The organism is Candidatus Defluviibacterium haderslevense (assembly GCA_016712225.1).
Lineage (GTDB): Bacteria > Bacteroidota > Bacteroidia > Chitinophagales > Saprospiraceae > Vicinibacter > Vicinibacter haderslevensis.
Window position 1 is genome coordinate 3,264,213 of sequence record JADJRL010000003.1, and the last position, 15,599, is coordinate 3,279,811.

The window sequence follows — 15,599 nt, forward strand, 5'->3', positions numbered from 1 at the left end:
AGAAGATAACTATTTATTATCCAGTGATATTTCTTTTTCAATATCTCTAAGTATCGTTTCACAATATAACATTAACTCCTTCGCTTTAATAATTTCAGATGATATTTCTTCAATAGCAATTTCACCTTTTTCAAGTCGTTCCGCTATGGCATTTAACATGTCAAAGGCTTCTTGATAATTTAGTTTGATTTTTGATTTTGCCATATTTTTATTGGTTGACTGAGGACAGATCCGTCTTTTAACTTAGTAATCATAGGATCAGATAAATCTAATTCATGAATAGATGTAATCGGTTTTTCATGTTGAAATAAAAGTGAATATCCCTTTTGATAAAATATAGATGGATCGTTAATCTTAATTTTATGATCCAATTGCAACAAAGTGGTGAATTTATTTTGAATAAATTGTTGAACTAGATTATAGAGTTTATTTTTATAACGTATTATTTTTTGTTGTTCAGTATATTTAATATTGATAAAACTTGTGTTTAACGATTCTTTGATGTGGCGCAATTCGATCGCATAGGTAGAAATGATTTGAGAACCATAGAACCGAATACTTTCCATGGTTTTAATAACATTTTCTTCAGCGAGTCGATTGTGATTAATTATATATTCAGCTACTGCGGTTGGGGTTTTCAATGAGGCGAAGGCATTCATATCTGCTACAGACTCATCAATATGGTGCCCAACACCTATTAAAACCGGCAATGCAGAAAGTCCAATTTGTTTTGATATCTGATAAGTGTCAAAATCCATTAGATCCAATTTGGAACCACCACCTCTCACAATGACTATGCCATCAAATGGAGTGACTTCTTGTTCATTAATGTTAATGATGGCTTGACTAACTTCAGTTTCAGTTTGAAGGCCTTGCATCGCTGCCGGATAATAGCTTAACCTAAATTGATACCCAAAAGGATTAGACATCAGTTGATTTTCGAAATCTATTTTTCCAGCTGCAGTCATACTTGTAATTACAGCTAGATTTTGAATGATGATCGGTAATTCTAATGTTCTGTTGATTTGCCAAAGATTTTCTTTTTTTAGTCGATCTATGGTTTGTATTTTTTGTTGTAATATTTTACCTAAGGTATAACTTTCATCTACTTTTTGAATATTGAGTTTTAATCCAAAACGAGGGTGATAATCCACGAGAACTTGGACTTTGATTTGATTTCCTTCCTTTAAAATAGTGAATATATCGGCACTTAATGATTTTTTTATAAGCCCGTAATTGGGTTTCCAAATGACAGCGGAAGACTGGGCAATAATGTCGCCTTGATCTGATTTTTCTGCGAGTTCAATATAATAATGTCCTTTGCTTTCTTTGATTTGTAATAGTTCTGCGACTATCCAAACAGGATCATCAAAGTTTAAAGCAATAACACGTCTTACAAATTCATTTAACCGACTAAGTGATATGGTTTCCAATTATGATTTAAGAATTTCTTTAACCAAATCAGCTGCTTCCTGAAGTAAAATGGCGGAGTGAACTTTTAGTCCTGATTCATCAATAATTTTTTTTGCCAATTCAGCATTTGTTCCTTGTAAACGAACAATTATAGGGACATTAATATTACCTAAATTATGATAAGCATCAACAATCCCTTGCGCCACTCGATCACAACGTACAATGCCTCCAAAAATATTTACCAATATTGCTTTTACATTTGGATCTTTAAGGATAATTCTGAAAGCTTGTTCCACACGTGTGGCATCTGCTGTTCCTCCTACATCTAGGAAATTAGCAGGGTTTCCACCTGACAATTTAATGATATCCATCGTTGCCATCGCCAAACCTGCTCCATTGACCATGCAGCCCACATTACCATCTAAATTTACAAAATTTAAATTATATTTTTTCGCTTCAAGGTCCGTTGGATCTTCTTCTAACTCATCGACCATGGCTTCAAGGTCAGAATGCCTGAATGCTGCATTTTCATCTATTGCAAATTTACAATCCACAGCAATAATTCGATCATCGGCAGTATGAAGACAAGGATTAATTTCTATTAAGGTCGCATCTGATTGTTGAAATGCTTTATATAAATTTTTAATAAACAAACACATTTCTTTGAATGCCTTGCCGGAAAGATTTAAAGCAAAAGCAATTTTTCTTCCCTGGAAATCTTGAAATCCAAGTGCCGGATCAACATACTCTTTATGAACGAGATGTGGTGTTTCTTCTGCGACTTTTTCAATATCCATACCACCTTGGGTAGAATATATAATGACATTCTTTTGTGAAGCCCGATCTGTTAATATGGAGAAATAATATTCTTTGCATGCATTGAAATCCGGAGCATATGAATCCTCTGCAATAAGTACCTTGCGCACCAGTTTTCCTTCTCCATTCATGCCTCCCGGAGTCTGCGGTGTTTTCAACATCATGCCTAGAATTGCAGATGCGTAAGTCCTAACGTCTTCTTTATTTTTAGCTAGTTTGACACCACCGCCTTTTCCACGGCCTCCTGCATGTATTTGTGCTTTAACGACAACAAATTCTGTGTTGGTTTCTTTTTGTAAGACATCAAATGCAGCTACTGCTTCTTCAACTGTGTTGGCTAATATTCCTTTTTGAATAGGAATTCCAAATTGCTTAAGTACTTCTTTTCCTTGATATTCGTGTAGATTCATTATTATGGATTGGTAACTATAAATTTTGTAGATTGATTTCCAGTATTTGATTTCATAATCAAATAATAAAGTCCTGCTTTTAATTGGGGAACATCAATACTTATGTGATCTTGTGTATTGATAGGATTAAACAACATTATGGTTTTTCCAGTAAGATCTTGAATGGCAATTGAAAGAATACGATCCGTATTTTTGTTTTCAAGATAAAGTTTTTGTCCACTTTGTACCGGGCTAGGGTAAAGTTTAATGGTGGTATTAATTTCTGCTTGTTGATTCGAACTCAGTAATGATCCAACTACAGTATGGTATTTCGAAAATGGTGTACAGAAATTAAAGGCATTTAAAGGTTTAATTCTCCAGTAATGATTTTTGCCAAGCACTAAAGAATCAGTTTGATAGAAAGGCGTTTTTAGATACACCGTTTTTAATACTGCTGTGAAAATATCATTTCTGGATAATTGAAATATATATCCATCAGCTCCAGGGACAGGATCCCAAGTGAATGTTGGGTTTTTGTAATAAATAGTGCTTGAATCCAATGGTTTGAACGAGGAATAATCAATATTAGAAATGGCTTTGAACTCTATTTGATTTCTTTTCAGATAACTTCTATTAAATGAATAGAAATTATTCATGTCTGCCATTTGTTCAGTTGAGAATCTATTCATGCATGCGTCAGAGGCATATGACATAAACAAGGTTCCATCAGAAGTAAAAGAAACGCCATTTTTATCAATTTGAACCAGAGTGCTTTTTTTATTACCATCACATGACCATCGGTTACTGATATAATCTGGATAGGTGTCACAGAAATGATCGGCTTGATTATGACATTGATCGCGCACAACATTTTCAATTTCAGTCCTAACCTGGGATTGATATTCCTCAGTAGGTTTACTACTATTATATACGATACCTTCCCATCCAAAGAACGTATGTCCAAGAGAAAAATAGTGCCCTAATTCATGAGCCCATGTATGAGACTTTTTGCCTAGACAACCCTTGCTTAAAGCAACTCCATCGCCACGATAAGTAAAATAACCACAATTTCCCGCTGGGTTTGAAACTATATAACAATTGACCATATTGGGTACATTGCTTTGGATCATCATTTCTTCACCCGGGTTATAGGTGAGGTGGGTATTCCAGGCTGTTTTATTGATATAATTGACCGGATTTTCTAAATAAAATTGTAATCCTGAGGGTTCAAAATCTTCATTTAGCGTACAGATGGATTCCATGAGATTAAGATAACTATATCCTGCAGATCCATTATCGTCTTGAACAATATGAACCTGAAGTGGAACATAAGTGGGTAATTGAGAAAACTCTTTATGTTGATCCACTGGTATTTTTCTGGATTGAATCAATGTGGATTGACTTCCAAAACTTGTTCCACAAAAAGACTCAGGATTTTGAGCGGACAATACAACAGGACATAATCCTAATAAGATTAATTTTATTGATTTCATTTAGATGATTAACTTAAGCTTTAGTCTATTATGATTTTGCCCGATTTGGTATATCCTCCAAGTATGAGTTGGTAAAAATATACCCCTTGGTTAGGGACTGTATTTGTTAAATTATTCTCTCCAGCATTAATGTTCAGTACTTGATTTGAAATCAATTTTCCTTCTGCATTAAAAACTTTAAATCCACCCTCGCTATTATGATTAGCTGTAACCAATAGATTGAATTGATTTATTCCAGTTGCATAAACATGTGCTGAAATAACATCGGGATTCAAGTCATTGGTAGCTACATTGAATTTCCCGGAGGTAAAAGTCATAGGCGTAGCTAATGCATTGCAAAAACTATTGGAATTATATGCAAACACCCTCCATGCATATTTTTTATTTGGTGAAAATGTAAGGGTTGTATCAGTTCGAGTAGTAATTAAATATTTAGGATTAACTGAAATGACGGTTTCACCATATTCAATTACATAATGTGTAGCATTAGGAACTGCTTGCCATTTCATCAAAACTTTATCATAATAATTCGTAAAAGTACCATTCGTAGGTTCTACAATAATTGGATTAGATGCTACATCAGGTAATGGATTATACACAGGTATTCTAAGAAAACCACGTTTAGATGACAAAAGATCTTGTGCAATAGCATTTTTTTGTTCCTGTGAAAAGTATTGATGACAATTTAAAAAATAACTCATGATATTTTTCTCATCAGGATCAAGCGGTACATCATCCGGATCTTTTGCGCATAAATTATAATTGCATCCATTGAATCCGAATCCCAAATTATAATCTGCTGGAGTATCACAAAATCCATCAGCAGCCAACTTGCATATTTGATTTCCATTAAGCAATTTAGCTCTATCTACATATTCTACAAGAATATTTTGATTGTTGTAAAAAATGCTCTTTGGTGTAGGTACATTACAATTATATGTGGTTCCTTCCCAGCCATAAAAAGTATGATTTAAACTAAAAAAATGTCCGATTTCATGACCCAGAACATAACCATCATTTAATTGACCACGTTCAATTCCAGTAACTAAATAATCGCCACCTGGTGTATAAAAAGCTAAAACATCAGTATTTCCACCATTTGCAATTTTTGCACAAAACAGATTTATAGCATTTCTATTTTTGCTGTTGAATTGCTTCGCGTATGATTCCCCAAAAGCACTTGAAGGATCATCATATAGAAAAGTATTGTTTATGAAATTGATGTTTTTAAGAAAGAAAATGATATTCTGATCTTTATAAACTTCATTTATTTTGCATAAATTCTCGAATACCTTGGTAACCTTAAGACGTCCTGTTCCATCATCTTTAGCTACTAAATGGTAGGTAATAGGCACATAGGTAGGGGCTCCGGATCTTGAAGCAAAGATATGCCCTAAGTTTGCTCTGTTTTCTAACATTCTGGCCTTAATCTCAGCTTGATCTTCCATTGAAGTGCCACAGAAACCTTTAAATGTTTGAGAATAGGCTAAATGACTGATAAAGAACAACATTAATAGTGAAAAGCCACCTTTACTCATGATTGATTTTTTTAATTTGTTTAAAAATTGGTCCAAAATTAGGATATTAATTTCATTTCAAATGATTAGTTTTGCGAAATAATTGATCCCCTCACTAAATACAACGTCTGAAAATGAATAAAGTTACTGTTATAGGTGCCGGAAATGTGGGTGCTACTGTCGCTAATGTATTGGCACATAAAGATTTTATTAAAGAAATAGTTCTTGTAGATATCAAAGCCGAAATGTCCCAAGGAAAGGCTTTAGATACCTGGCAACAAGCACCTGTAGATCATTATTCCACCCGGTTAATGGGTACTGATGATTACAAGTTCACAGCAAATTCTGATGTTGTAGTTATTACTGCCGGACTCCCTAGAAAACCCGGAATGACTCGAGACGATCTTATTAGTACGAACGCAGGTATTGTTAATTCAGTTACCGCTTCGATTATGAAATATTCAGAAAACCCAATCATTATTGTGGTTTCTAATCCTTTAGATGTAATGACTTATGCCACTTATAAAGTGAGTGGATTGAATGCTTCACGTGTGATCGGGATGGCTGGTGTCTTGGATACTGCACGATATCGGGCTTTTTTAGCAGAGGCTTTGGATGTTTCGCCTAAAGATATTCAAGCTATTTTGATGGGTGGACATGGTGATTCCATGGTGCCATTGCCAAGATTCACAACTGTGTCTGGAATTCCGGTTACGGAGCTCATGGATGCCGAAACATTGAACCAAATTATCGAAAGAACCAAATATGGTGGGGGAGAGTTGGTTAAACTTATGGGGACTTCTGCTTGGTATGCTCCGGGAGCTGCTGCAGCTCAAATGGTTGAAGCCATACTAAAGGATGAAAAACGAATTTTTCCATGTTGTGTTAAATTAAATGGCGAATATGGATTAAAAGATGTTTTTGTTGGAGTTCCTGTTAAGTTGGGCCGCAATGGAATAGAGAATATATACGAATTGAAATTAAATGATCAGGAGACGCAATTGCTAAAACAATCTGCTGATGAGGTATTGAGTACCATGCATGTGTACGACGCTTTGCCAAAACAATAATATAGCTTTTAAGAACTTATAAGGTTTTTAATTTCTAAAACATAATCTTGTAATCACCTAATGGTTTCGTGTTCTTAGATATTAATTGTATTAATGTACATTTCTCGCTTTAAACTATAAGAGTCCATTCTTGTTAATTTAGCATGTTAAGAGTTCTTGAGGTGTTAAAGGATATGAAAACCAATGAGGGGTATTCCTTAATGGAAATATCCAATCAAAAGAATGTATTGTTGGTTTTTTTACGTCACTTTGGTTGTTCTTTTTGTAGAGAAGCCATGCAGGAAATTTCCATTTTGGATAAAGATTTGGATCATGAAAGTACAGCCATCATATTGGTTCATATGTCTTCTGAAGAAATTGCTGTGAATTATTTTAGGCGTTACAAAATTGAACATTTACTAAGAATTTCTGACCTTGATTGTACTTATTATAAGCATTTTGGATTGATAAAGGGAACTTTTAATCAATTGTTTGGATTTCGATCATGGGTACGTGGGATTGAGGCAAGTTTGATCAAGGGACATGGATGGGGGCATCAACTTGGAGATGGCTTCCAAATGCCCGGAGTGTTTTTCATTTCAAAAGGAAAAATATTGAGTGAATTCAAACACAAGTATGCATCCGATAAGCCCGACTATCTCAGCATGATGAATTTAAAACAACCACAATAAGGATCAAGTCTCATTCGTTTAAAAAACATGTTAAAAAGGCTTTTGTTTCACCTTAGTTTTATTGGATTATTCATTCCATCCTATGTGTTTTGTCAATCAGAATCATGGTTACCTACAGACAGTTTAGATTTTTGGTCTGATGTTATGTTTAATTCCAAAAAATATGAATACCGGCAATTAGGAGCACAGCATGTTAAAGACTTTCTATGTAGGTCACAGCTTATTCATTCCAATCCTATCCTAAATCCTAATATAGTAAAATTAATGCCCATTGATCAATCATTCCAGCTTTATACCTGGCAATATGAAGGTCAGGAGGGTAATTGGATTTATGATGGAGTCATGGTGTTGAAATCTGGAGCATTGGTCAAATTAACCAGAGAAGAACGGGATTATGAAAGAATTAGATTTGAAACATTCAATGCTGATACTTGGTATGGTGCAGTTTATTTTTATTTGATCCCTAAAACATTTGGATCAGATGATCACTACATATTAATTGGTTTTGCTCAAAATGGCAATAATGAAAAATTCAAAATAGTAGAACCTTTATCATTAGTAAACGGAAGACCAATTTTTGGCAAAGCAGAATTTATTGCTGTGGATGAAGATAAGAAAAAGGAAGCCAAATCCAGAATTGTAATCAGATATTCACAGGAAGCGAATTGTTCTGTAACTTTTAATGAAGCAGAAAATCAGATCGTTTACGATCACATTACAAGTTATGAAGATCCCAATGCGGCTAATTTAATACGATTTATTCCGGACGGCACTTATGAAGCCTATGACTACAAAAACGGCGTCTGGAATTATGTAGAAAAATTAAAAAATACGGAAGTAAAAACGCCACCTCGCGAGCATCCTATTTTGGACAATAAAAGTAAAAATATCTTCGGAAAACCTGTGAAGAAATAAATGGGATAAAATATTTCAATCTATTACATTTTAAATAAATGATTATGAAACATTGTTGTAATTATTTAAGACCAAGTACTTTGGAGGCGATCAATGTTGCTGCGACGGATGTAATCCGTCGAATAAGATAAATTCATATTGTTTTTGGCGACTTGTCTCGTTCGAAGCAACGGTACATTTTTGCCTGATTTTTGTAAAAAAGATGACAAAAACTAACCTTTATTTTTTTTACTACCATTGTTACAATAACTGAATATTTTCTTCTCAAAAAGTCAATAAACATTAAATGTTGGTCCAAGTAAACACAAGTATTTCATCAGTTTGATCCGTAACTTGAAGTGCATGACTCATCATCCTATTTACAATCCACAAAACTTCTTGACCTGATGCGATCACAAGTATTTGGTGTTTTTGATGAATCGGAATTTTTAAATTAGTAAACACATCTTGAAGTTTTTTTGACTGGCCTTTCATGCCGAAGGGTCTAATGAAATCTCCTGATTGCCAGTTTCTAAGCGTTATAGGAAATTGGATTGAAGCAGCATCAACATAAATACGGTCAGTAGGTGCATTGATATAAACCGGATTTAAGACATCGTGCTTTATTTTGTGAATATTAAGTTGACCGAGTGGATGTGTAATGCTTTGATCATTTTCGTGAATCACATAACTTGATTCGGATTCAAGTTCTGATTTATTATGAAAGATATAAATAACCTGTCGATCAATGATCAATTTTTTGTGGTGCTGCGAAGTGAATTGTTTCCCACTGTCATGCAGGTGTTTTTTTATTTCGGCAATTGTATTAATGTGGAATCCAAGTTCGGAGAGGTATTCAAATAAGTAATAATCTTCAGGACTGTTTAGGATTTTAATCTGAATACCATTTTCAATTTCTACTACATTGTTTTTTTTCCAATTGGATTGATAGAAATCTATTAAGTGTTGTGCAGATTCAAGATGTTGTATGCTTCGTTGAATAGATAATTCGTAATGAGGAATGCGCTCCTTGATTTTAGGTAACCATTCAAGCCTAATGAAATTTCTTAAATATTTCGCTTGTTCATTGCTGCTATCTTTTCTGAATTCAATATTGTTTTGGGTTGCATATTCGTTGATGTCCTCCTGACTCATTTGTAATAAAGGTCTAAATATGGGATAGGTGAAATCCAACATATTGACCAATCCTTTGAGACCTGCGCCTCTTCCTAAATGCATGAAAAAAGTTTCTATCCGATCGCCATTGTGATGCCCCGTCAAGACGATCTGATATCCATATTCAGTCATTAAACGATGAAAAAAATCATATCTTAATTGGCGTGCCTTTTCTTGAATATTTCCCGCATCATTGGGATCAATCGGACAAACCAATGTATGACATTGAAGATGATTAGAATTGGCCCAATCATAAACGAATAGGGCATCAAGTTCTGATGCTTCACCTCTCAACTGATAATTGCAATGTGCTACTCCGAATTGAAATCCTACCTTCAGCAATGCATGACAAAGAACCATAGAGTCAATCCCTCCACTTACTGCTACCAGTATTTTTTGAGCACCTAGCCAAGGTTGATTTTTAATAAGACTACTGATGATCGGGTTCATTTATCAATAAACGTTAATGAATTGTAAGTTTTAATAGGCCTTTACCTTCATGTGGATCAAAAATAAGATATTTGCTGATTCTCTATCAAATAAAGTTATTATTATGAATGGCATATTGCGAATTTTAGTTGTTCTTATCCTTGGTTTTGGAGCTTGCAAAAGCGATAAAAATAAGACTCCTCAGGTCCTATCTGAACAGACCAGTCAAGAAGATAATATTGATGTTCGAAAATTGCAAGAGATTAAAACCCCATCACAACCTTATGCAAAGATAGATGCTCCTTTCAAGGACTTATCAACAAAGCAAAAACCTTATTTGATGCTCACAGATAGTATCTGGCATTTTTATTTTGCCTTATCATTAAAAGAGCAAGCACCAAAGAAAAATATTTATGAAGGTGAATGGATAGATTTTCTGGAGAATGGAACCTACAAAAAAGGTCTTTATGATCAAACAACAGATAGTGGCTTGTATTATTATAATTCAAATTCGAAATTTGTTGAGTTAAGATCTGAAGTTATTGATTCTTCTTCAGAATGGGATGTAAGAGTTGATCCGGATGCTCTTTTGTTGATTGGAACTGCCAAATACAATAATAACCCATGGCAGATCAAACTAATGAGGAGGACATTATTTCCAGTTAGGAAATAAAATAGATTAAAATTATATTTGATGTATTAGGCTTTGTATGAGGTGGTCAATTGACTTAGATTATCTAATCCGTTCAGTATTCAACCATTTTTGATAATGCCGCGCATTTTCATAGTGTTGAGATAAAGTTGCTGCAAAACAATGAGTGCCTTGATAGCCAGGTTTTGCACAAAAGAAAATAAAGTCATGTTTTTCAGCATTCAATACCGCGTCAATACTATTCACTGATGGCATGTAAATGGGGCCTGGAGGCAATCCATCATTGAGATAAGTATTATAGGGCGAAGGATATTGTAAATGTTCTAACAGAACGCGTTGAATGCCTGCTAAGCCTAGTGCAAAAACCACTGTAGGATCTGCTTGTAGTTTCATGCCGGTTTTTAAACGGTTTAAATAAACTCCGGCTATACTCGGTCGTTCGGATTCTACTATGGTTTCTTTTTCTACTATTGAAGCTAAACTATAGACTCCTTTAGTATCTAATCCCAGAGCCAAAGCTTTAGATTTTCTGTCATCCTTAGTCCAGAATTTATCATGTTCGGTTTGTATTCTTTGGATGAATTTATCGATAGAAATATTCCAATACATTTCATAAGTATTCGGAATAAAAAGGCTCAATATATTTTCTGGTGTATAACCGATGGATTGAAGAAAGATAGTGTCTTTAAAACGTTCTAATAAAGCGACCGAGTCCAACATCAGATAGCCGTCTAATTTACCACATAGACGATCGATATCTCTAACATTATTGATGGTGACTTTGATTGGATCCTGATTTCCCGATCGCAATTTAGCAATGAGTTTGTAATTGTTGGTTCCGGGTTTTAACAGATAATGGCCGGATTTAATATTGTGATCGGCATATCCTAATAGTTTAGCAATAAGTTTAAAGGAGACGGTATCAATGAGTATTTGTTGGTTAACCAATTGATCAAAAACCGACTGATATGTGGATTCATTTTCTATGTATAAATCATAGTTTGGTTTATTATTAGACACATTATTTCTAAATCCTTCTTTGTAAGCAAAAAGAAATAAAATAATGGTAAATACTAATACGCTAATAAATATGAACCGCGACTTCCTCTTAGTCATTAATATTGTTCTTTGTCATTTGGGAAATCTATTTTTTTGACATCGACAGTGTATTGAATAACAGCGTTTTTTATGTCTTCGGCGAGGGTCAAATAGCGACGTAAGAATCGTGGGTGAAATTCTTTATTCAGTCCAAGCATGTCATGTGAAACGAGTACCTGACCATCCACACCAGATCCTGCTCCGATACCTATAGTAGGGATACTAAGGCCTTTGGTGACTTCTGTAGCAAGTTTAGCAGGAATTTTTTCTAATACCAAACTAAAACATCCGCATTGTTCCAACACTTGAGCATCATGTTTGAGTTTTTCTGCTTCTTCTTCCTCTTTGGCTCTTACGGTGTAGGACCCAAATTTGTATATGGATTGTGGTGTCAGGCCTAAATGACCCATGACAGGAATTCCAGCTTTCAGAATCCGACGAATGGAATCGCTAACTTCTGAACCCCCTTCTAATTTGACTGCATGAGCCCCACTTTCCTTCATGATTCGGATGGCGGAGTCCAGTGCTCGCTTAGAGTTGCCTTGATACGAACCGAAAGGCAGATCTACGACAACTAATGCCTTTTCTACCGCTCTTACGACAGATTGGGCATGATAGATCATTTGGTCCAAAGTAATGGGTAGGGTCGTTTCATGACCTGCCATCACATTAGATGCTGAATCACCTACCAGCAATACATCGATACCGGCTGAATCCAGGATTTTGGCCATAGTGAAGTCATAGGCTGTAAGCATGGCAATCTTCTCGCCATTCATCTTCATATCCTGAAGGGTACGAGTGGTTATTTTTTTTATTTCCTTTTGTACTGACATGGGTGTAAAAGTATGAAATAGCTTTGATTTGAGAAAACACATTACTAAATCAAACGTTTATATTTTCGTCTTAGATATTGATTTGAACCGAATTTGATTAATTTTGCGACATGAAACGAATAAAAGGCTTGGTTTTACTGTGTTTGTTGGGTAGTTTGTCTTGCTCAGAGGATTTTCAACTTACAGAGCCTTGGAAGGATATTCCGGTTGTATATGGATTTATAAATGTTCGGGATACGGCTCAGTATGTTAGAGTGGAAAGACTATTCGTTGATGAGAACATTCCTGCTAGTCAGATTGCAAAAAATGTAGATTCACTTTATTATAAAAATGCTGTCGTCAGTTTAGTAAATTTGACTAAAAACAGAAATAAAGATTACATTCTGACCATGGTAGATGCTAATTTGGAAGGATATATGAGAGAAGATGGGCCATTCGCGACCAGCCCTAATTACATCTATAAAATTCGAACTTCAGATATGGTTTTAAATAGTGGAGATAGTATTTTATTTAAATTGAATAGAAGTGCCGAACTCCCATTAGTAACAGCAAGAATTGTAGTCCTAAATGATATGAGTTTTTCAACACCGGCAGATGATCAAAAAGTTCTAGTTTTTAAACCATCCGAATCACAACAATTTGCATGGAGCGCAAAAAATGATGCTAAAATTTTTGATTTTATAATCAACATTTATGTCCAGGAAGTTAATGTTGTTACTTCCGCAACAGAAATTAAGAAGATAATCTGGAGTGCACAAAAAGGTGACTTTTCCAAAAAAGCACTTATTAATAATCAGTCATTTTATAATATTTTACGAGATCGATTGATTGTTGATGGAAATATTAAAAGACAGATTTTGAAAGTGGATTTAGAAGTCAAAGCTGGGGGGCAGGATTTATTGGAATTCAATAGTATTGTAAATGCAAATACCGGAATTACTGCTTCACAGGAAATTCCGCGATATTCTAACCTTTCTGAAGGGTTCGGGTTATTTGCAAGTACTGCAACATTAGTTAGAACGATGGGAATCTCCAGTGATACTAAATCTTATTTAAAAACAGATCCAGCCACCAGTGCTTTAAATTTCCAGTAAATTAGACTATTTGGCATATAAATAATCTTTAATATGTCAAAATCGCCGCAATTTTTCAAAATACATGACATTTGTTCATGAAAATTCAAATGGCACAACCATTGATAGGAGTATTGCATAAAACTAATTGAAATGGGAAAAATAATAGGAATAGACTTAGGAACTACGAATTCTTGCGTTTCAGTAATGGAGGGTAATGAACCGGTAGTAATTGCAAATGATGAAGGGAGAAGAACGACTCCTTCGATTGTGGCTTTCCTGGAAAACGGAGAACGAAAAGTAGGGGATCCTGCTAAACGCCAGGCCATAACCAATCCAACTAAAACGGTAGCCTCGATCAAACGTTTCATGGGAGGTAGATTCGATGAATCAGTTAAGGAGATCAGTCGAATGGCATACAAAGTTCAAAAAGGGGATAACAATACCTGTCGTGTAGACATTGACGGTCGGTTGTATTCTCCACAAGAAATTTCTGCAATCATACTTCAGAAAATGAAGAAGACAGCTGAAGACTTTCTGGGTCATGAGGTGACTGAAGCAGTTATTACTGTTCCAGCCTATTTCAATGATTCACAACGTCAGGCTACTAAAGAAGCCGGTGAGATAGCAGGTCTTACCGTAAAGCGTATCATTAACGAACCTACTGCTGCAGCCTTAGCGTATGGCCTTGACAAGAAGAAGCAAGACATGACGATCGTTGTCTATGATTTAGGCGGAGGTACTTTTGACGTATCGGTACTTGAATTAGGAGAAGGTGTATTTGAAGTTAAATCGACCAATGGTGATACCCACTTAGGAGGTGATGATTTTGACCATGTGATAATAGATCATCTGGCAGAGCAATTCAAATCTCAGGAAAATATAGATCTTCGCAAAGATCCAATGGCATTACAACGACTTAAAGAAGCTGCTGAAAAAGCTAAAGTTGAATTATCTTCTTCTTCGGAAACAGAAATCAACTTACCTTATGTAACTTCAGTAGATGGTGTGCCTAAACACTTGGTATTAAAATTAACCAGAGCTAAATTTGAACAATTGGCAGATGCTTTAGTACAACGCACATTAAAGCCTTGTGCAGATGCATTAAAGGACGCTGGGTTAACTAAAAACGATATTGATGAAATCATCATGGTAGGAGGTTCTACCAGAATTCCAAAAATCCAACAAGTTGTTGAAGAATTCTTTGGAAAAAAGCCAAACAAAGGTGTTAACCCTGATGAAGTAGTTGCCATTGGTGCTGCCATTCAAGGTGGTGTCTTAACCGGAGAAGTTAAAGACGTACTATTACTTGATGTTACACCATTATCCATGGGGATCGAAACCATGGGTGGGGTATATGATGTTGTCATAGAAGCGAATTCAACGATCCCGACTAAAAAGTCAAAAGTATATTCTACTGCCGCAGACCAACAACCATCTGTAGAAATTCATATCCTTCAGGGAGAAAGACCGATGGCCAAGGACAATAGAACAGTAGGAAGATTTATTTTGGATGGTATTCCACCAGCGCCAAGGGGAGTTCCTCAGATCGAAGTTTCTTTTGATATGGATGCCAATGGTATCCTGAACGTTTCAGCACTTGATAAAGGCACAGGAAAGCGTCAGAATGTCAGAATAGAAGCTTCTACCGGACTTTCTAAAGAAGAAATAGAAAGAATGAAAAATGAGGCAGTCGCTAATGCAGATGCTGATAAAAAAGCCAGAGAAAAAGTCGATAAGCTTAATGAAGCAGATGCCATGATCTTTCAAACTGAAAAGCAAATGAAAGAATTCGGTGACAAAATCCCTGCTGAAAAGAAAGCCCCTATAGAAGCTGCGCTTACAGCATTGAAAGCAGCACATCAGGCACAGGATTTAGATGCTATAACCCAACACCTTGAAGCCTTAAACACTTCATGGATGGCAGCATCTCAAGATATGTACAATGCCACTCAAGGCGATGGTGCTGGTGCTGATGCATCTGGAAATGCAAATGCAAATAATTCCAATTCAGAATCTGACCAAGTGACTGATGTAGAATTCGAAGAAGTTAAGAAAAGTTAGTTTTAAATAAA

At 35.3% G+C, this 15,599-nt stretch carries 14 protein-coding genes; 6 read left to right on the forward strand and 8 right to left on the reverse strand.

What is annotated here, in order from left to right; all coding sequences use genetic code 11:
- Positions 1–9: 9 nt before the first annotated feature.
- The 5 genes from xseB to IPK88_12740 are packed head-to-tail and all read right to left on the reverse strand — an operon-like array spanning position 10 to position 5,649.
- Positions 10–204, reverse strand: a complete 195-nt coding sequence (xseB, locus tag IPK88_12720; protein ID MBK8244283.1) for an exodeoxyribonuclease VII small subunit — start codon at positions 202–204, stop codon at positions 10–12.
- Positions 180–1,433, reverse strand: coding sequence for an exodeoxyribonuclease VII large subunit (gene xseA / locus IPK88_12725; GenBank protein MBK8244284.1), 1,254 nt, complete (start codon positions 1,431–1,433; stop codon positions 180–182). Before xseA ends, xseB begins: the two co-directional genes overlap by 25 nt.
- Positions 1,434–2,639, reverse strand: a complete 1,206-nt coding sequence (gene sucC, locus IPK88_12730; protein ID MBK8244285.1) for an ADP-forming succinate--CoA ligase subunit beta — start codon at positions 2,637–2,639, stop codon at positions 1,434–1,436.
- Positions 2,640–2,641: 2 nt separating this feature from the next.
- A complete protein-coding gene (locus tag IPK88_12735; GenBank protein ID MBK8244286.1) occupies positions 2,642–4,111 on the reverse strand; it encodes a T9SS type A sorting domain-containing protein in 1,470 nt (489 codons plus the stop codon).
- A gap of 20 nt (positions 4,112–4,131) precedes the next feature.
- On the reverse strand, positions 4,132–5,649 hold the full coding sequence (locus IPK88_12740) for a T9SS type A sorting domain-containing protein (protein ID MBK8244287.1): 1,518 nt from the start codon (positions 5,647–5,649) through the stop codon (positions 4,132–4,134).
- Between the two features lie 113 nt (positions 5,650–5,762).
- Here IPK88_12740 and mdh point away from each other — a divergent pair, with 113 nt between their 5' ends.
- From mdh to IPK88_12755, 3 genes are all read left to right on the forward strand, one after another.
- The gene (mdh, locus tag IPK88_12745) at positions 5,763–6,698 is read left to right on the forward strand and encodes a malate dehydrogenase (GenBank protein MBK8244288.1); all 936 of its coding nucleotides are present in this window, start codon (positions 5,763–5,765) and stop codon (positions 6,696–6,698) included.
- A gap of 143 nt (positions 6,699–6,841) precedes the next feature.
- Complete coding sequence (locus IPK88_12750; protein MBK8244289.1) at positions 6,842–7,369, forward strand: redoxin domain-containing protein; 528 nt, start codon at positions 6,842–6,844, stop codon at positions 7,367–7,369.
- A gap of 27 nt (positions 7,370–7,396) precedes the next feature.
- Positions 7,397–8,284 carry a hypothetical protein gene (locus tag IPK88_12755; protein ID MBK8244290.1) on the forward strand — a complete coding sequence of 296 codons (888 nt, stop codon included), beginning with the start codon at positions 7,397–7,399 and terminating at the stop codon, positions 8,282–8,284.
- A 282-nt stretch (positions 8,285–8,566) separates the two neighbouring features.
- On the opposite strand, the gene tilS is transcribed toward IPK88_12755, so the two are convergent.
- Complete coding sequence (tilS, locus tag IPK88_12760; protein ID MBK8244291.1) at positions 8,567–9,889, reverse strand: tRNA lysidine(34) synthetase TilS; 1,323 nt, start codon at positions 9,887–9,889, stop codon at positions 8,567–8,569.
- A 103-nt stretch (positions 9,890–9,992) separates the two neighbouring features.
- Between tilS and IPK88_12765 the strand changes: the two genes are divergently transcribed.
- Positions 9,993–10,541 (forward strand): hypothetical protein, encoded by a 549-nt coding sequence (locus tag IPK88_12765; protein MBK8244292.1) that lies wholly within the window; start codon positions 9,993–9,995, stop codon positions 10,539–10,541.
- 60 nt (positions 10,542–10,601) lie between these two features.
- Here the strand turns inward: IPK88_12765 and mltG are convergent, their stop codons facing one another.
- On the reverse strand, positions 10,602–11,636 hold the full coding sequence (gene mltG / locus IPK88_12770) for an endolytic transglycosylase MltG (protein ID MBK8244293.1): 1,035 nt from the start codon (positions 11,634–11,636) through the stop codon (positions 10,602–10,604).
- Positions 11,636–12,451 (reverse strand): 3-methyl-2-oxobutanoate hydroxymethyltransferase, encoded by an 816-nt coding sequence (panB, locus tag IPK88_12775; protein MBK8244294.1) that lies wholly within the window; start codon positions 12,449–12,451, stop codon positions 11,636–11,638. Before panB ends, mltG begins: the two co-directional genes overlap by 1 nt.
- 110 nt (positions 12,452–12,561) lie before the next feature.
- On the opposite strand from panB, the gene IPK88_12780 reads away from it, so the two are divergent.
- Both IPK88_12780 and dnaK read left to right on the forward strand, forming a co-directional pair.
- Positions 12,562–13,545 carry a DUF4249 family protein gene (locus IPK88_12780; GenBank protein MBK8244295.1) on the forward strand — a complete coding sequence of 328 codons (984 nt, stop codon included), beginning with the start codon at positions 12,562–12,564 and terminating at the stop codon, positions 13,543–13,545.
- 132 nt (positions 13,546–13,677) lie between these two features.
- Positions 13,678–15,588: a molecular chaperone DnaK gene (dnaK, locus tag IPK88_12785; protein ID MBK8244296.1), complete on the forward strand. Its 1,911-nt coding sequence runs from the start codon at positions 13,678–13,680 to the stop codon at positions 15,586–15,588.
- The last annotated feature ends 11 nt before the right edge of the window (positions 15,589–15,599 follow it).